This window comes from Rhodococcus sp. P4_E4 (assembly GCF_056401575.1).
On sequence record NZ_JBFUJB010000008.1, the window covers coordinates 80,945 to 99,543 of the forward strand.

The following is an 18,599-nucleotide window of genomic DNA, read 5'->3' on the forward strand; positions in this document are numbered from 1 at the left end:
TGTTGATGGGAATCTGGAAGTCTGATCTTGCCCATCATCTTCGGATTGCGGTATGTTCTACCGGTAGCTGAAGAATTGCTGAGAATGAAGGTTTGTCAGGGCAGGGTGACGGCGTCGGCGCACCGGGCAGCATAGGGGGCTGCCCGGCGTGTACGACCCCAGATGGGGAGTCAACAGATGGGTGACACTGCGCCGACGCCGATGCTCGATATCGGCCCGCGGATCGGCTGTGACGTAGTGAACGTCGTGGATGTCACTCGAAGTATCGAACTCTTCGGGCGGAGGTATCTCGATCGGACCTTCACCCCGCACGAATTGCAGACGTGCGCCGGGCCGGCACGGGATCAACGATTGGCTGCACGCTTCGCCGCCAAAGAGGCTGTTGTGAAGGTACTGCGGCCCGGTGATGTCCCCGTTCCGTGGAATTCCATCGAAATCACTCGGGCCGAGTGGGGTGGCTGTGGGGTGACGCTGTCCGGTAATGCCGCGGAACTCGCGCGGGCCCAGGATCTGCACGATTTTCAAGTATCTATCTCGCACGAAGCGGACGTGGCCATCGCAATGGTGATCGCAACACGCTCGGGCGCTCGCATCGAAAAGAAGGACGACATCGCTGATGATTGATCAGGCAATTCGGAAAGTGCTCGTCGAGCACGGTCGACTGGCAGTCGACGTGAGCACGATCGATGGAGAGGCCGATCTTTACGAGTTGGGTTTGACGTCGCACGCGAGCGTGAATGTCATGTTGGCGCTGGAGGATTCGTTCGACATCGAGTTTCCTGACGAGTTGTTGCGGAAGAGTACCTTCGCAAGCGTCAAGGCGATCGAGGGTGCGTTGACGGAGTTGGGTGCTGCATGAACGCTCCGCAATCGCAGTGCGCCACCGGGACAGCCCTCGAGCGGGCCACACGGTTGGCCGACGAAGTTGCAGCGGTGTGGGCCGACGAAGTCGATGCCGAGGCAAGGTTTCCGCGTGAAACTGTCGACGCCATGCGAAGCGAACGGCTGCTGTCGGTAGCTGTGCCGAGGGAACTAGGCGGCGAAGGACTCTCGCTGCAGGAAGTGTCGCAGATCGCCCGTGTGATCGGAACACGCTGTGCAGCAAGCGGAATGATCTTCGCGATGCATCAGACGCAGATCTACTCGTTGGTCAAGCACGGCAACACCGAAGCGCTACGCGGGTTTGTCGAAGAAACGGTCGACAAGCAACTGCTGTTGGCATCGGCAACCACTGAGCTGGGAATCGGTGGTGACGTCAGCCGGAGTTACTGCGCGGTCGAAGACTTGGGCGGTCATCTGCTGTTGATCAAGAACGCGCCTGTCATTTCGTACGGCGAACACTCCGACGCGATAGTCGTGACGGCTCGGCGAACCCCGGAGAGTCAGCCGAACGATCAGGTTCTCGTTGTGTGTCGTACCCCAGACCTGACGCTCGAACGCACCACCGAGTGGAACACGCTGGGACTCAGGGGAACTTGCAGTCTTGGTTACATCCTTCGGGCCACCTCGACGCCCGAGATGGTCGCCGACGTACCGTATTCCGATATCTCCACCCATACGATGCTTCCGGTCTCGCACGTCGTCTGGAGTTCGGTGTGGTTGGGAATTGCCGACGCTGCAGTCGAGAAGGCACGCAAGTACGTGCGTGCCGCCGCCCGCAAGCAGCCCGGAGTCACTTCCCCCGGAGCGCTGCGGCTCGCCGAAGTTGCTGCTTCGGCACAACAATTCGCCGATCTTGTCGACGCCTCTGCACGCAGGTACGACCGCGCAGTTCACGCTGCGGAAGGCGCCGCCGATTTCGAGGCGACGGGAGCGGTGGGCTTTTCGCTCGCGATGAACAACCTGAAAGTCACAGCCTCCACCGCGGTGGTGGAAATCGTGGGGCAGACAATGCTGATCTGTGGCATCTCGGGATATCGCGAGGACACCGAATTTTCACTCGGTCGGCACCTTCGTGACGCGCACGGCGCAGCGGTGATGGTGAACAACGATCGAATCATGGCAGGTTCAGCGCACATGGCTATCGGATACCGGGGAACGCTATGACGACGGAGAATGTGACAACCGAGACTGTGACAGGCGAGACCGATCTGGATCGGGCTCGGGCTGCATTTCAACGCGAACTGCTCGTCGAAGGACTACTCGTCGAGACAGAGGTACCGGGACTCTACGGGCGTTCCGGCGTGTTCGAGGACATCGTCGACGGTATCGACCGAGTGGTGGTTGCAGCGGGGCCAGGCGACGCCGCGACTCGGCTGCGGTTCCCGCCGGTGTTCCCTCGTAGCAGTTTCGAGCGCACCGACTACATCGCTTCGTTTCCCAACCTCACCGGCGCCATCAACACCTTCGCTGGTTCCAATCGCGATCACGCGCGACTGCTGGCCGATCGCGCCGACGGACAATCGTGGGATCGCCACCTCGAGCCGACCGAGACCATGCTCGTCTCCGCAGCGTGCCATCCTGCCTATGCGCGATACACCGGAGTTCTCCCCGAAGGCGGGGTGCTGCTGGACATCTACGGTTTTTGCTTCCGGCACGAACCGGCGATCGATCCGGCTCGCATGCAAGCGTTTCGGATGCACGAGTTCGTGACGATCGGTGACGCCGCGGCAGCGCGAGCGCATCGCGAGCACTGGATCGAGCGGGGGCTCGAGGTGCTCGGCCTGCTCGAACTCGACGCCACCCCGGTGATTGCCAATGATCCTTTCTTCGGACGCGCCGGAAAGATGCTTGCAGCCAACCAGCGTGAAGAGAATCTCAAGACGGAACTGACGGTTCGGCTCTACGGAGATCTCGACGAGGGCACGGCGATCGTGTCCTCGAACAACCATCTCGACCATTTCGGTGTCAACTTCGACATCCGAACGGCGGAGGGGGAGGTGGCGCACAGCTCGTGCGTCGGCTTCGGGATGGAGCGAATCGCGTTGTCCTTGTTGCGGACTCATGGTCTTGATGTGGCTGCGTGGCCAACCTCCGTACGCGAACGAATGGGCATCTGATGTCCCGGCTCATCGACATTTCACCTGATCGCTACCAACCCCATTCGTTGCACCAGGACGACCGGGTGTGGGCGCAGACCAACTGCTATACGGATCTGTGGATCGAAGTGTTGCATTCGCTGGGATTGGACCCCGTCCCGGCGCTGGCATGTGCCTTCTCATCGCGGTTCGACGGGACTCAGTGGACGTTCCTCAAGCTCAAGGCCGAGGACATCTACGCGCTGTACGGAATCGAAGTCGCCGAGATGAACGTCTGGCGGGCCCCGCTGATCCATGTCGAGGACAACCTCGCGGTTGGGATGCTGTCGACGGTTGAAGTCGACGGATACTGGCTTCCCGACACTCTCGGAACGAGTTATCACGAGGGGCACACCAAGACCACGATCGTGCCCAATCGGATCGATCGCGTTGCCGGCGAGCTCGAATACTTCCACAACAGCGGGTACTACTTGCTGCGAGGCGACGATTTCTCCGGTGTCTTCGATCTCGATCGTTCCTCACTTCCTTCGTTCGTGCCGTACGTCGAACAGATCAGGTTGAATCCGGTTCACGCGACCAACGCCGGAAACATCGCCGAAGTGGCTCGGCGGAACGTAGCGGTTCGAGCCGCGGGTAATCCCGTGCGAGAGCTGGGACGCCGGGTGATCGACGACCTCGAATGGGTGCAGGGGGCGGGTATGGATGCCTTTCACCTCTGGTCCTTCGGGCTACTTCGTCAGTGTGGTGCCAGCGCGGAGCTGGCAGCCGACGCCAGCGAGTTTTTGGACACTGCAGGTTTCTCCGGGACAGGCGAAGCTGCGCCAGATTTCCGCAAAGTGGCGTCCGGGGCCAAGAGCGTGCAGTTTCAGATGGCGCGTGCCTCCAGGGGCCGCGCGGTGGACCCGCGTGAGCAACTCGACGAGATGGCCGTGTCGTGGAAGAGAGCGATGGAAGTCGTTGCCGACACAGTCGGCGTCGACTCGCATCGACACTTGAGGTTGGTCTAACAGTGCCTCGTTCGTCAGCAGACCTGCTGGCCGGCGCGATATGGCGATGCGCTGCAACCGAACCCGGATCCATATCTGATCCGGATGCCCTCGAAACCGTGACCGAGTGGGTCGCAGCGTCTGTACCTGGGACAGTCGTTGGTGCGATACAGGCGGCGCAAACGGGCGCCGGACGCACGAAGTCCGTTGCATCGTCGTCGGTTTCATCATCGTCTGTTGCATCATCGGACTGGTGGTTCGTGACTACCGTGGCCACGACCGGTGAGGGGTCGTGGCTGCTCCAGTTCGACGGTGTGACGGCGTTTGCCGATGTCTGGATCGGCGGCGTCCATGTCGCGTCCACTGAATCCATGTTCACGCCTGGGGAAGTGAGCATTCCGGCCGTAGTCGGCGCTGGTAAACGCGTCCAGGTCGCTATTCATTTTCATTCTCTGTCCGCGATTCTGAGATCGAGGCGTCCTCGAGGACGTTGGCGCTCGTCGATGGTCCGTGAACAGGGTCTTCGGTGGATCCGAACCACGATGCTCGGTATGGCTCCCGTATTCAGTGGCGTTCCGGTACCGGTGGGACCGTGGCGGGGTATCCGGTTGTTGGACAAGGGAGTTGCCGCCGTAGTCTCGGCTGTCAAGCACGCGAGTGTCGACGGCACAACCGGTCACGTTGCCGTCAGCGCTCGGCTCACCGGATTGCCGGCCTCGCTGGAGTACGTGACCGTGCGCGTCGGCGAACACTCGCGACAATTGGCTGTAATTGCCGGACCGGACGGATTCCTCGAGGTGTCCGGCGTCGTCGAAGTGCCGGACGCGCAGTTGTGGTGGCCGCACACTCATGGCGCTCCTCGCACGTATCCGGTGACGATAGAAACGATCGGAGTCTCCGAGCATCTCGGTTCAGTGGGCTTCCGGACGGTGGAGGCCGACAGATCCGATGGTGGATTCCGTTTGAATGTCAACGGCATCCGGGTGTACTGCCGTGGTTCGGTGTGGGTGCCGACCGACCCGATCTCGCTTCAAGACGACGCCGGCACCACTCGTGTCTTGGAACGCCTGGCTGAGGCGGGCCTGAACATGATTCGAATCCCGGGGACGATGGTCTACGAGAGCGACCACTTCTGGGAGGAATGCGCGCGACTGGGCATTCTCGTGTGGCAGGACATGATGTTGGCGACGCTTGATCCGCCCGACACCGACGAATTCTTCGAACTCGTTGCAGCAGAGGTCACCGCGTTCTTGCACAGAGTGCGTGGAAATCCCGCTTTGGCAGTCTTCTGCGGCGGCAGCGAGACCGAACAGCAGCCGACCATGCTGGGCTTGGTCGATCAACACATCCCGCTCATTCATTCGAGACTGCCGGAGCTGATCTCAGCGGTGGCACCTGAACTCGAATACGTGACGTCGTCGCCCTCGGCGCCTCGCGGGGGAGAGCAATTGGCAACGCATGTCGGAAGCGGGGTCGCTCACTACTTCGGGGTGGGTGCCTATCGTCGTCCACTGGCCGACGTGCTCAGCGCGCGAGTACGTTTTGCGACCGAATCATTGGCATTTTCGATTCCACCGTCGAATGCCGTGATCGAGAACGAATTCGGTTCGCTCGCCGTCGCAGGGCACCACCCGGCATGGAAAGCCGCGGTGCCGCGGGACAACGGATCGTCGTGGGATTTCGAGGATGTTCGGGATCACTACGTCCACGCGCTTTTCGGCGAAGACGCTCGTGAAGTCCGGTGGTCCGACCCGGAACGCTATCTCGACCTGGGGCGAGCAGCCGTATGTGAGGCGTTCGCCTCGACGCTCGGCTACTGGCGTCGCCCGGATTCTCGGTGCGACGGCGCCTTGACACTCGCACTGCGAGACCTGGAGCCCGGACCGGGATGGGGGGTCCTCGATTGGAGCGGCAGCCCCAAGGCTCCGTGGTTCGTGCTCCGTAGGAGCGCCAAACCGATCGCGCTCCTGGTCACGGACGACGGTATGGACGGATTGAGGCTCGACGCGATCAACGAGACTGCCGAACCTGTCGTCGGCGAGATCAGGTTTCGAGCGCACAGTCGGTCAGGTGTCGTCCCAGTCGACGTCGCGCTACCGGTCAAGGTGGAATCGCACTCGAGTCTGACCTGGTCCGTGGACAGCCTTGTCGGCCGTTTCACCGACCTCACTCACGTCTTTCAGTTCGGGGCGCGGACATACGACGCCGTCACCGTCACACTCGAAGACGAAGACGGAGAGATGGTGGACGAAGTGGTGCACCTCCTGGGGAGTCCGGCACGGCCCCTCGAGCGGTCGGTCGGACTTGTCGCCACGGCGCGCAACGTCGGCGACGAAGAGTGGGTAGTCGACGTCTCGACGGATGCTTCCGCCCAATACGTTGCCCTCGAACTGCAGGGCTTCGAGCCCGAAGACTCCTGGTTCCACCTCGCGCCGAACGGTCGCAGGACTGTACGTCTACGGAGAACCAGCCAGGCGACGAAGGTAATCGGCCGGGTTCGGGCGCTCAACTCTCACACCAGCGTGGCCGTGGCACCGCCGAGCGCCCCGGCCACCCGATCTTCACCGGCCAAGCGGACGACGAAGAAGCCGAGCGTTACGGGAAACTGAACGGATCGGACTGCGCTGCGAGATCGCACACCGATAGAATCGAACCGGCGCACAACTCTGCCTCGGTGGAGATCTTGCGCTCGGGCTGTGCGTCCGCAACCCGTCATCACTGTTCAGGAGCGCGTTCGTTGACTTCCTTGTCCTCTGCCCAGACTGCGCTCGCTGGACTCGCCGAGGTCGCCCTCGCAGACGCCGCGTTCACTCCAGTGATCGACTCAATCGGTGCGCCTGCCCTGGACATCGTGGCGCCGAAGCCGGCTCGACCATTCATCGCCGCTGCACTTGCCGCGCGCACTCCGGTGCTGCTGGTGACGGCCACCGGTCGCGAAGCCGACGATCTGACATCAGAACTCACCGAGATGCTCGGTGGAGGCGTCGCGCAGTTCCCGTCGTGGGAAACATTGCCGCACGAGCGACTGTCGCCGAGCGCGGACACCGTTGGGCGACGGGTGGAGGTACTGCGCCGACTCGCCAGACCAGACGACGCCTCGTACGGCTCGCCTCTTCGGGTGATCGTGACCACGGTGCGCTCTCTCGTTCAGCCGATGGCGCCGGGTCTTGGCGAGATCGAGCCGATCACGTTGCGCGTCGGCACCGAGATCGATTTCGATTCTGTTCTGGTTCGTCTGGTGGAGATGGCGTACAGCCGTGTCGACATGGTGGGAAAGCGTGGTGAGTTCGCGGTCCGCGGCGGCATTCTCGACCTGTTCTCGCCGACGGCGGATCATCCGGTACGTATCGAATTCTGGGGTGACGAGGTATCGGAGCTTCGGTACTTCTCTGTCGCCGATCAGCGTTCGCTACCGGACGTCGACGTCGATTCCGTGATCGCGCCGCCGTGTCGTGAGCTGATTCTGACAGCTGATGTTCGCGATCGAGCTGCGGCACTCGCTGCTGAGAATCAGGCTGACGCTTCGTTGGTCGAGATGCTGGACAAGATCTCGGCAGGCATCCCCGTCGAGGGGATGGAAGCTCTGCTCCCGGTTCTCAAACCCGGTGAACTGCAACTACTTTCCGATGTCCTTCCGGTAGGGGCGCACATCCTTCTGTGCGATCCGGAGAAGGTGCGCACCCGCGCCACCGATCTGGTGCGCACCGGCCAGGAATTCTTGGAAGCGTCGTGGACGGCGGCGTCGATCGGCGGCGCTGCACCGCTCGACACGTCGATCCTCAACGGCGGGGGAGTCGATCTCGGTGCCTCCGCATACCGGTCGCTTCGTCATGTTCGCGAATCTGCCGAAGCTGCCGGCCGTCCGTGGTGGACGGTCAGCCCGCTGGCGTCGGGAAATGGTGAAGAACTTGAAATCCCGGTTCAGGCGGCACCGCAGGTACGTGGTTCCGACGACCTGTTGGCCGAGCTGTTCGTCAGCCTCCGGGCACACGTGAGCACGGGCGGTCGCGCGGCGATCGTGGTGGCAGGCGCCGGCACAGCAAGCCGAGTCGTCGAGCGACTCGGTGAAGCCGAAGTGCCCGCAAAGATGCTCGAAGGCGGAGCGACCCCTGCCCGCGGACAGGTCGCGGTGCTCCGCGGGTCTCTGCACGACGGACTGGTACTCGCCGGGGACGACTCGACGCCGGGGATGGTGATCGTCACCGAGTCCGATCTGACGGGCAACCGCGTTGCAGCGGTCGGCGACGGAAAGCGCTTGCCGGCCAAGCGCCGCAATCAGGTCGATCCGCTCGCGCTGTCTGCCGGGGACATGGTCGTGCACGATCAGCACGGTATCGGCCGGTTCGTCGAGATGGTCGAACGCACCATCGGCGGGGCGCGTCGTGAATACTTGGTCATCGAGTATGCGCCGAGCAAGCGTGGTCACCCGGGTGATCGTCTGTTCGTCCCGATGGAATCGCTCGATCAACTCTCCCGGTACGTCGGTGGAGAGTTGCCTGCGCTGAGCAAGCTCGGTGGATCCGACTGGGCGAACACCAAGCGTAAGGCCCGCAAGGCGGTTCGTGAGATCGCGGGTGAGTTGGTTCAGCTCTACGCTGCGCGTCAGGCGGCCCCGGGGCATGCGTTCGGCCCGGACACGCCGTGGCAGAAGGAACTCGAAGACGCGTTCGCCTTCACCGAGACCATCGACCAGTTGACCGTCATCAGTGAGGTCAAGGCCGACATGGAGAAGCCGGTTCCGATGGACCGGGTGGTGATCGGTGACGTCGGGTACGGCAAGACGGAGATCGCCGTTCGTGCCGCGTTCAAGGCAGTCCAGGACGGCAAGCAGGTGGCGGTACTGGTCCCGACGACTCTGCTTGCACAGCAACATCTTCAGACATTCACCGAACGAATGGCGTCGTTCCCGGTGAAGGTGCGAGGGCTGTCCCGTTTCACCGACGCCAAAGACTCGAAGGAAATCATCGCCGGCATGGCCGAAGGCGAGATCGACATCGTCGTCGGTACTCACCGGTTGCTGCAGACCGGTATTCGCTGGAAGGACCTCGGGCTTGTGATCGTCGACGAGGAACAGCGATTCGGAGTCGAGCACAAGGAACATATCAAGGCACTACGCACCCACGTCGACGTCCTGACGATGTCGGCTACCCCGATTCCTCGTACTCTCGAGATGAGCATGGCCGGGATCCGTGAGATGTCCACGATCCTCACACCGCCGGAAGAACGTCATCCGATCCTCACTTACGTCGGCGCGTATGCGGACAAGCAGGTTGCCGCGGCCATCCGGCGTGAACTTCTGCGCGACGGTCAGGTCTTCTACGTACACAACCGTGTCAGCTCGATCGACAAGGCAGCCAAGAAGATCCGTGAACTCGTCCCGGAGGCTCGCGTCGTCGTCGCGCACGGTCAGATGAACGAGGACACTCTCGAAAAGACCGTGCAGGGCTTCTGGGAACGCGACTTCGACGTGTTGGTCTGTACCACGATCATCGAAACCGGTCTGGACATCTCGAACGCGAACACACTGATCGTCGAACGTGCGGACTCGCTTGGCCTCTCGCAGTTGCATCAGCTCCGCGGACGCGTCGGGCGTAGTCGTGAACGTGGATACGCATACTTCCTGTACCCGGCCGAAAAGCCGTTGACGGAAACGGCATACGACCGACTGGCAACGATTTCGCAGAATTCGGACCTCGGCGCCGGTATGGCAGTCGCGATGAAGGACCTCGAAATCCGTGGAGCCGGAAACGTTCTGGGCGCAGAGCAGTCCGGCCACGTCGCGGGCGTCGGGTTCGATCTGTATGTCAGGCTGGTCGGTGAGGCGGTCGAAGCCTTCCGGGCTGCAGCCGACGGCAAACCGATCACCATGGACGAGGGCACGAAGGAAGTCCGGATCGACCTACCGGTGGACGCGCACATCCCGCCCGACTATGTCACCAGTGACAGGCTCAGGTTGGAGGGGTACCGCAAGCTCGCTGCGGCAACTGATTCCGACGGCATCGCTGCCGTAGTCGAAGAACTGGTCGATCGCTACGGCCCACTGCCCGAAGAGGTTCGACGGCTGATCTCGGTGGCCAAGCTTCGACTGCTCTGCCGCGAGTACCAACTGGAGGAAGTCGCCGTCACCGGAACTCAGCTCAAGATCTCGCCGATGTCACTGCCCGATTCCAAACAGATCAGGCTCAAGAGGATCTATCCGAGCGCGCAGTACCGGGCAACGACCGGGCTCGTGCAACTCCCGCTGCCTCGCACCGGCGGAGTCGGCTCGGATCGCCTGCGGGACGTCGAACTACTTCAATACATCGCGGACTTCATCTTGGCGATAGACGGGCGCGCCGCCGGTGCCGTCCTGGTCGAGGCGTGAGCACTCGGTGAACGAATCGCCCGTCGTCGTACTGCTCGATCCTCTGCGGCCGCATGTCTTTCCGCTGGAGGCGCTCCCGTTCCTGTCCGGCGCGATCGATATCGACCCGGACGTTCCCGACTCGGTACGCGGCGCATTGCCGGCCACGACACCCGGCGCCGCGGTGACTGTGATGATGGACACCGCCGAGCCGAAGATCGAGGCGTTGTCTGCCGCTGGGGTAAAGATGATTCGCGCCGAACCCATTCACGGCGATCGATTGGTGGAAGCGGCGTCGATCATGGACCGGTTGTGGAATCGCGGCGGTTGGGAGTCGACCCAGACGCACGAGAGCCTCTCGGTTTACCTCGTCGAGGAGACCTATGAGGTACTCGACGCGATTCGAAGCGACGACGAGAGCGATCTCCGTGAGGAACTCGGCGATCTGTTGCTCCAGGTGTTGTTCCACTCGCGGATCGCTCAATCTCACGGCGTTTTCGAATTGGACGACGTGGCCGGCGCACTGATCGCGAAACTCGTGCATCGCAGCCCGCACCTGGTCAGTTCCGGGGTGGTCGACATCGCTGAGCAGGAGCGGGCGTGGGACGCTTTGAAGGCTGCCGAGAAGGCGCGCGCGTCGTCCATGGACGGCATCGCTCGGTCGCAGCCGCCGTTGCTCCTCGCCGAAAAAGTACTGAGCAGGGCCGCCAAAGCCGGTGTGATCGAAAGCGCCGACGAAGCTGATCTGGAAGCTTTGATCGAACAGTGCCGACGCGCCGACACTGCACTCCTGGGCGCCCTGGACATGCTGATCGCCGACATTCGGATTCGTGAGGGAAGACGTCTCGAAAATGTGGAGGATTAGCCCACTTTGACGTAATTGCCCGGTAATCATCTGGCAACCGGAAAATAGCTTGGACTCGGTGAGTGCACTTGAAACAAACCTAAGGTATGTTTACGTACGAAATGAGCAACACTGGGTCGTTTTATCGCACGAAGTGGCCCTTGATCGGCAGTTATGTAGGGGGTCCGATGACGGTTCGTTTCTGCACTGCGAGCAGCGAGGTACGGCAACCGGCGGGGTGTTGCCGTACCTGGAGGCTCGCGGTGGCTACCGATCAGCGATCCGCTGAATCCGTTCGACCCGCTGAAGTCATTCGAATGACTAGAAGGACTGATGGCAAATGAGCGTTCATGCTGAGGTGGAGAGCCGGTCGGCAGCATTGCAGGATTCCGCTCATGTCGGCACCGACTGGCGTCGGGCATACCGGAAGCGGATTGCCGTGAGCGATTCGATCACGGTTCTGTTCGTGATCGCGCTCGCACAGATCGGCAGCATGTGGCCGCATCCGATCGAGTGGCTGACGCCACTCAAGGTGATTGCGTCTGCAGCGCTGGGAGGGCTGTGGATGATCGCGCTCGCACGCGGACGCAGCCGTCATCAGTCGATGCTGGGCGAGGGTAGCGACGAGTACGAGAAGGTGCTGCTCGCTACCGGCCAAGTCTTCGGAGTGGGCGCATTGGCCGGGATCATTCTCGGCGTAGGAATCGCGCGTAGCTATCTCATGATCGCACTGCCCGTCGGGCTCGCTGCGCTGCTTCTCGGGCGCTACCTCTGGCGACGCGACATTCGAAAGAAGCGTGCGAGCGGGGATTGCCGCAACTCGGTGCTGTTGGTCGGTGGACACGCGTCCGTCGTTGCTACTACGCGAGCCTTCGTGCGGGACTCCTCGGCAGGCTACGACGTTGTGGGAGCGTGCATTCCGCGTCGGGCGACCGCGCTGGACGATCACATCGTCGTCGACGGCGCAGCGGTCCCGGTATTGGGCAACGAGTTCGAGGTGGTCGAGGCAATGCGCGCAAGCGGCGCAGACACCGTCATCGTCACCGGAACCGAAGACCTCGGGCAGGTGGGCATACGCAAGCTGATGTGGGACCTCGAAGCCGAGGGCGTCGACATGGTGGTTTCACCGGTCGTAGCCGACGTGTCGAAGGCTCGCTTGATGTTTCGCCCGGCGGCGGGACTCCCGTTGATTCACGTTGCGCGACCGCGCTACCAGGGCGCCAACCGGCTTGCGCCCGCTGTTTTCGACGCGGTGTTCTCGATGCTGATGATCCTCCTCGTGGCGCCGGTCATGGTCGCCGCCGCCGCTGCGGTCAAGTTCACGTCGAAAGGTCCGGTGTTCTACAAGGCAGAACGCATCGGCCTCAACGGGAAACCGTTCCCTATGTTGAAGTTTCGTACCATGGTGGAGGGCGCCGATCAGCAGGTTGTCGATCTGATGGGGGACAACGAAGGCGCGGGAGGCGTGTTGTTCAAGATGCGGGAGGATCCACGAATCACGTCCGTCGGCAAGATCCTTCGTCGATTGAGCATCGACGAGCTACCACAGTTCTTCAACGTCATTCGCGGCGAGATGAGCGTTGTCGGTCCGCGGCCGCCGTTGCGGCGCGAGGTCGAGATGTACGACGACGAGGTTGCCCGGCGCCTGCTGGTCAAGCCTGGCATCACCGGTCTCTGGCAGGTAAGTGGTCGCAGTGATCTCTCGTGGGAAGAATCTGTTCGACTGGACTCTTCCTACGTGGAGAATTGGTCTATCCTGCAAAATCTTTCGATCATTACTCGTACCGTCTCAGCGGTCGCGAAAAGCGACGGAGCGTACTGACTACGCGGTTGGTGCCGGCGCGGATATCCGCGCCGGGCACCCTCCTGTCAGCTGTCGAGCTCAACAATGCGAGAACAGATTCTTGACGTAGCCGGCAGTTTGGTAAACGTAGTTGAATGCCCACGTCCCGATCGAGAGTTCCGGACGGCTTGCGACCATGACCAGTTCTCCTTGATAACACTGCGAAATGATGTGCCGCGCCCGCGAGATATGAGGAACGAACGTCACGACGATGACAGTCTTCCATCCGTTGGCATTGGCCATTCTCTCGATTTCGAACCCCTCGCCCTCGGTGGTGGACGGTGAGGGGACGAAACAGTCGACAGGGAAGTCGAACGTACCCTCGCAGATCGACCGCATCTTCTTGTCGTTGTCGCCGTAAGGATTCGAGAAGATCAGGCGTGGTGCGTAACCGTCTTTCATCAGTTGGATTCCGACCTCCTCGCGTCCGTCGTGTGCTCCGCCGAGGACAACGATAGCGTCAGCACTTCGTGGTGCATCGATCTTGGGTGAGACGAAGACGGGCCAACCCGCTGCCGCACCAAGGGCGAGGAGTGATAGAGGTATGCCCGCAATCTTCAAGGCCGATTTGATCTGTTTGATGGCCCCACAATACCTGGACCCAGGAGACGACGATGATCGGATGGCAACTACTTCGGACGGTGGCGGGGTTGACCGCCTTACGGGATGCCTATGGGCAGAACATGTCTGGACTCGTACCTGAGACCGGTGTGTATCTCGCCGACGACGGTTGGTGGATCGCTCTCACGGGTGCACCCGATCCCAGCTACAACCTTGCATTGGTCCATGGGGGTGATGTGCGGAAAAACACGGTCGCCGTTGTGGAACGAGTGCTCGCAGAGCGACTGCGCACCGTTGTCATGCTCGCCGGGGCGGGTCTGGATGCCGCGACCGTCCTCGCGGATGCAGGGTGGGTGTGCGTAGGTTCGAGTTCGCTGCGCGCGCTACCGAATTCTCCGTCAGCGCCGGATGCCGCGGTGCGGATCCTGGAAGGTGGCGACCTGCGTTCAGCACGGCAACTTGCGGAGGATGTTTTCGGTATCGATCGCGAATCTGCGACTCTGGTGTATCAGGAGGCGGCCCCCGACCGACCACGTGAGCGTTCAGTCGTCGGCCTGTTCGAACTCGACACGCTGCAGACCGCAGCGATGCTGTCGTTCGGTAAGCCCATCAGCACTGTGTGGGCGGCCGGAACCAGGGCGCAAGGACAGCGGCGCGGACATGGGTTGCGGGTCCTTCGGCAAGTGTCGGCAGCCGCATTCGAGGCTGTCGGCGACGGCGCCGTGTGTGGTCTCGCCAGCGCTGCCGGCAATGCTCTGTACGACGCGAGCGGAGCCGAAATCGTCGAGTACTGGCAGATGTGATCGCGACCGCGATGGCTACTTGGTAGCTGACATCAGCCGTCAGGTATGTTTGTGTGCGTTCGGCAAACTTTTGGTTTCTTTCAGCTACGCTTCAACGCGCGATCCAATCGGGGGTACTCAAGATGGCAGATTCGAGTACCAGGGATGCGGCGATACGTCGCGAACTCGGCGTTCCGCCCACTTTCGACCTGGTGAGGCATGCACGAAACCTTGCAAGAGTGTTCTTCCCCGCTCTTGTCATCGCATTGCTCGTCGGTGGGATTGTCTACGCTGTGCGGGGAAGCGCGACACCGGTGTATCAATCCGACATCGTCGCGGAGGTTCAGTCTGCCTCGCAGATCGTCGTGACGGACGCGAACCTCGGCCAGTTGGTTGCCCCCTATGTCGCACTGGCCACCGATAGCGATGTGGTTGCCGCCATCCACGACCAGTTGAATAACGGGTGGACGACAGCGGATGTCTCGAGCCACATCTCGGTGACGCCGGGTACTTCTCCGGCATTGGTATTCGTCAAGGCGACTGCCTTCAGTCAGGCTGACGCGGACGCGCTGGCACGAATAGTCGTCGCCACCTTGAGCGACGCGCAGGCGCGACGCAATGCAGACACGCTGGATCGTCGTACCCGAGTTCTCACCGACGACATCGCTCGATTGAACGGGGACTTGGACGCAGCGCGGCGAGAAAGCTTGGACGAATACGAGACGCCCGCCGACGATCCGACTATCAAGGCGGATCTCGACGCGAGGCTGGAGCAGTTGCGCCAGTTGAGATCGACCGTATCCGGTTCCGACCGACTGCAGTTGCTTTCCGCCCCCGCGGGCACGGGTCTGCCGGTTGCACCGAAGCCGCTCGTCGAGTCGGCGGTTGCGTTCTTGGTGGTCCTCATTCTCGCTGCCGAAATCCTCTCTGCCTGCCGGGGTCGATTCAGTTCGCGAGTGACCGACGCGTGGGCACGTCGAACGGCCCGGAAATACGGAGCCTCACTACTCCTGCAGCACTCCGAAGCCGCTGAGTTTCCACCGAACCTCGCGCTGACGATATGCCAGCGTGCAAGTCTCGGTGATCATGTCCTGGTGCTTTCGGGTGACGGCGTCCCCTCGACATCATGGGATGTTCCTGCGCACGTGCGATCCGGGGTCTCCCGATATTCGCTGAAGTCGGACTGGTGGAGCCGATTTGACTCCAATGGAACCGGGTTTGCCCTGATTGTTGTCTCCGCACAGCAATCCAACCAACGGGAGATCGTCGAATGCCTCAGAGCCTTAGCCGAAGTCGATGTTGCGCGAACACTGGTACTCGTGGGTCCGTCTGCTCCCGAGCCTCTCCTCGACGTACTTACCCTCGCGGTGCTGCGTCGCAGACGCAGGCCCGCAAGTTCAGTGAAACTGGCGGCCGAGCCGACCAACTCGGCCACGAACTCACAGACCCCGTCCGACAGCGCCTGGGTGAAGTCCGGTGCGCCGCGGCTGAACGAGCCTTCCGTTGCCGTGCCCTACGGAATGGATACTTCCGACCTGGTTTCGAGGAGGGATCGCGCCAGCCTGGTGGATGCGAAAACGGTCAGTATTGCGAAGAAGAACCTGCCGAAGGGCACGGCTACGCCCAAGTCGAGCGCAGGGGTCGAGCTCGAAGAGCCGCAGGTCGTGCAGACTGTTGATGTCGAGGGGGCCGGAGTCGAGGCGTCCGTAGTGGAAACTTCCGGAGCGGAGACGACCAGCACTGATGCAACTGGTGTCAAGGCGTCCGGGGAAGCCGACGGCATCGACTCCGAAGCCTCGACCGAACGAATTATGTTGACCTCCAAGGATATAGCGGAAATTCGAAAGAGGAGGCAAAGAACTCGCGTGAGCCTTATACGTTCGGATTCAGCAGACGGACAGTCGGAATCCTGAAGGACCGGGCTTTCACTAGATCTTGGGTGTGCCGCACCCTCCAACTGCCTGTTTCACCGCCGCGAGTGCGGGTTTCGGAGTGTAGTTGATCGTGACCAGACCGAAGTTCTGTTCGATATCCGAAGTGTTGGTTCCGCGATCACGCATGCTGTAGATGAAAATGCGCTCGATGTAACCGAGCACCTTTGCTTGCGCGAATCCATCCGAGACGATGTTGGCCTGTAATTGCGGGCTGACGGCGGTCGGGCCTGTACCTGTCGGAGCTCCGAATTCGGTTGCCCAGACTTTCTTTCCGCTGTCCCCGTTCTGCACCATCGATTCTCGCATCAGTCGGATCCTGTAGAAAGTGTTCCAATTCTGGGTGGACGAATCCGAAGGTAGCGCAGGCCAACTGTACGGATGGATCGAAAAGACATCGAATGAAGACTTTGCTCCTGCCGCGTACATACCCTTGAGATATGTGACCGGTGAGATGTCGGATCCGTTGTCGACGGCCGGTGCCAAACCGCCGTTGAGAATCTTTGCACCCGGTTGTACCGCACGGATACTTGCAGATGCGGCTTTCAGGAGTGCAGTGTAGGTGTTCACATTCGGCTTGGGGCGGAAGAATTGTGTCAGGTTCGGTTCGTTCCAAATCTCCCAAGTGCTGATTCTGTTCGAGTACCGTTGTGCTGCTTGTTGTGCAAACTTGGCAAACGCGGCCGGATCGGATGGATACCCGTGGGTATCGCTGACCCCGGCGACGCGAGCCCAAGCCGGCGTGTACGTAACGATTCCCAAGACGCTCAATCCTTGGAGACGTGCTCGATCGACGACGCGGTCGGTTGCGCTCCAATTCTGTTGGCCCTTGGTTGATTCGACGGCGGACCAATCGACGTCGAACCTGAGCCAGGTCGCGCCGGCATTCTTCATTGCGGTCAGTTCTGCATCGAGATCATTCTGAGAGAGACCGTTGAGTGGGGCGCCCGCGGCGATCCCTAAACCAACGGAACTGCACGTCGAGTTCGGGGTTGGGGTTGTTGTTGGAACTGGACTCGGTGCACACGCGCTCAATGACCCGACAGTCAACAGGGCGCAGGCGAGGGACAATCGAAGTCGACTCACGTCGACCACCTTCTTTCCACAGTGACTCGAAACCGGTGCGGGACAGACAAGTTGGAAGCCGAACTAGATGACCAATCCGACAAATCAAAGAATTGCATGAATTGGGTCACTTGGCACCAGTCTCGAAGTCGGTTCTGCAGTACTTCCGTCCGGTTGGGTGCTACTGCGAAATGCGCCGGTTGGTATTGTCCGATTTTCTCGGTGACTGTGGTCGAAAATGATCAATAGTTCAGAGGCATCCTCCAGTTTCGTTTGCATCTTGCAACACGGCCATAGCGGGCTTCGGTTCGAAGTCGAGATTCAGAAGGCCAAAGTTTTGTTCGCGATCACCGGGATCGGAGCCGCGGTCCTGGAGACTGTAAACGAAGACCTTCTGAACGAACCCGAGGCTACGTGCTTCGTTGAATCCGTCACGCAGTATCTCGGCTTGCATCGACTCGGTCACAGCGTCGAGACCAGTTCCTGTTGGTGCCCCGAATTCGGTCGCCCAAATAGATTTGGTCGAGTCGCCGTTTGCAACCATTGTGTCGTGCATCAGCCGCATTCGATAGAAAGAGTTCCAGTTTCGAGTCAACGGGTCCGAGGGCAGTGCCGGGTAGGTGTACGGATGCATTCCGACAACGTCGAAGTGTTGTCCAGCTCCATATTCGTAGATGTTCGCGAGGAACGTCGTGGGGCTTATGTCAGCGCCGTTGTCAGTTGCGGGGGACAAGCCACCGGAGACAATTGTTGCGCCCGGTTGCACTGCCTCGATTGCTACGCTCGATGCGGCGAGCAGCTTCGAGTAATACTCAGGATCCGGCGTCGGATTGAAGAATGTTTGGAGATTGGGCTCGTTCCAGATCTCCCATGACGAAATGGAATTCGAGTAGCGGGCAGCGGCAAGCGCCGCGAACCTACCGAACTCGTCCGGGTCGGCCGGACGGGTATGCGTGTCAGGACTCGTCGCTGCCGGATCTCTTGCCCAGGCAGGCGTGTAGGTGATGAGACCCAGAATCTCGAGTCCGGAAGATTTTGCGATGTCCACGAGGCGATCGGTTCCGGACCAGTCGAAGGCGCCCTCGGTACTTTCGATGGCGGACCAGTCGATGTCGAATCTGACCCAGTGCGAACCCGATGATCGAATAGCTTCCACCGTTCGATCCATTTCGGCGTCACTCCTTGCGGTATAGCCGGAACCAAGTGCGATGCCAGTATTGTCTGACGAAGGTTGAACTGCGCAAGGTTCGCCGGTTGCGGTAATCG

General features: G+C 61.1%; 14 protein-coding genes. 11 read left to right on the forward strand and 3 right to left on the reverse strand.

Going from position 1 to position 18,599, the window contains the following annotated elements:
* Window positions 1-177: 177 nt before the first annotated feature.
* The 9 genes from AC1DVN_RS11705 (at window position 178) to AC1DVN_RS11745 (ending at window position 12,973) form a co-directional block, all read left to right on the forward strand.
* Window positions 178-624, forward strand: a complete 447-nt coding sequence (locus AC1DVN_RS11705; protein WP_020970291.1) for a holo-ACP synthase — start codon at window positions 178-180, stop codon at window positions 622-624.
* Window positions 617-859 carry an acyl carrier protein gene (locus AC1DVN_RS11710; protein ID WP_003946296.1) on the forward strand — a complete coding sequence of 81 codons (243 nt, stop codon included), beginning with the start codon at window positions 617-619 and terminating at the stop codon, window positions 857-859. Before AC1DVN_RS11705 ends, AC1DVN_RS11710 begins: the two co-directional genes overlap by 8 nt.
* On the forward strand, window positions 856-2,046 hold the full coding sequence (locus tag AC1DVN_RS11715; protein WP_042952515.1) for an acyl-CoA dehydrogenase family protein: 1,191 nt from the start codon (window positions 856-858) through the stop codon (window positions 2,044-2,046). The genes AC1DVN_RS11710 and AC1DVN_RS11715 overlap by 4 nt, the downstream gene beginning before the upstream one ends.
* The gene (locus tag AC1DVN_RS11720) at window positions 2,043-2,999 is read left to right on the forward strand and encodes an amino acid--[acyl-carrier-protein] ligase (RefSeq protein ID WP_046378953.1); all 957 of its coding nucleotides are present in this window, start codon (window positions 2,043-2,045) and stop codon (window positions 2,997-2,999) included. Before AC1DVN_RS11715 ends, AC1DVN_RS11720 begins: the two co-directional genes overlap by 4 nt.
* Window positions 2,999-3,985, forward strand: a complete 987-nt coding sequence (locus tag AC1DVN_RS11725; protein ID WP_019744648.1) for a DUF1839 family protein — start codon at window positions 2,999-3,001, stop codon at window positions 3,983-3,985. Before AC1DVN_RS11720 ends, AC1DVN_RS11725 begins: the two co-directional genes overlap by 1 nt.
* 2 nt (window positions 3,986-3,987) lie before the next feature.
* Window positions 3,988-6,573 carry a glycosyl hydrolase 2 galactose-binding domain-containing protein gene (locus AC1DVN_RS11730; RefSeq protein WP_477993808.1) on the forward strand — a complete coding sequence of 862 codons (2,586 nt, stop codon included), beginning with the start codon at window positions 3,988-3,990 and terminating at the stop codon, window positions 6,571-6,573.
* Window positions 6,574-6,701: 128 nt separating this feature from the next.
* The gene (gene mfd, locus AC1DVN_RS11735) at window positions 6,702-10,328 is read left to right on the forward strand and encodes a transcription-repair coupling factor (RefSeq protein ID WP_029255886.1); all 3,627 of its coding nucleotides are present in this window, start codon (window positions 6,702-6,704) and stop codon (window positions 10,326-10,328) included.
* Between the two features lie 7 nt (window positions 10,329-10,335).
* On the forward strand, window positions 10,336-11,172 hold the full coding sequence (locus AC1DVN_RS11740) for a nucleoside triphosphate pyrophosphohydrolase (protein WP_046378951.1): 837 nt from the start codon (window positions 10,336-10,338) through the stop codon (window positions 11,170-11,172).
* A gap of 319 nt (window positions 11,173-11,491) precedes the next feature.
* A complete protein-coding gene (locus tag AC1DVN_RS11745; protein WP_019744644.1) occupies window positions 11,492-12,973 on the forward strand; it encodes a sugar transferase in 1,482 nt (493 codons plus the stop codon).
* A gap of 60 nt (window positions 12,974-13,033) precedes the next feature.
* On the opposite strand, the gene AC1DVN_RS11750 is transcribed toward AC1DVN_RS11745, so the two are convergent.
* On the reverse strand, window positions 13,034-13,555 hold the full coding sequence (locus AC1DVN_RS11750; protein ID WP_020970286.1) for a YdcF family protein: 522 nt from the start codon (window positions 13,553-13,555) through the stop codon (window positions 13,034-13,036).
* Window positions 13,556-13,608: 53 nt separating this feature from the next.
* Here AC1DVN_RS11750 and AC1DVN_RS11755 point away from each other — a divergent pair, with 53 nt between their 5' ends.
* Window positions 13,609-14,358, forward strand: coding sequence for an N-acetyltransferase (locus AC1DVN_RS11755; RefSeq protein WP_477993809.1), 750 nt, complete (start codon window positions 13,609-13,611; stop codon window positions 14,356-14,358).
* A 122-nt stretch (window positions 14,359-14,480) separates the two neighbouring features.
* Complete coding sequence (locus tag AC1DVN_RS11760; protein ID WP_155404271.1) at window positions 14,481-16,250, forward strand: YveK family protein; 1,770 nt, start codon at window positions 14,481-14,483, stop codon at window positions 16,248-16,250.
* 15 nt (window positions 16,251-16,265) lie between these two features.
* Here AC1DVN_RS11760 and AC1DVN_RS11765 read toward each other — a convergent pair whose 3' ends face one another.
* Window positions 16,266-17,363, reverse strand: coding sequence for a cellulase family glycosylhydrolase (locus AC1DVN_RS11765; protein WP_155404270.1), 1,098 nt, complete (start codon window positions 17,361-17,363; stop codon window positions 16,266-16,268).
* Between the two features lie 220 nt (window positions 17,364-17,583).
* Window positions 17,584-18,501 (reverse strand): glycoside hydrolase 5 family protein, encoded by a 918-nt coding sequence (locus tag AC1DVN_RS11770; RefSeq protein WP_477993810.1) that lies wholly within the window; start codon window positions 18,499-18,501, stop codon window positions 17,584-17,586.
* Between the last annotated feature and the right edge of the window lie 98 nt (window positions 18,502-18,599).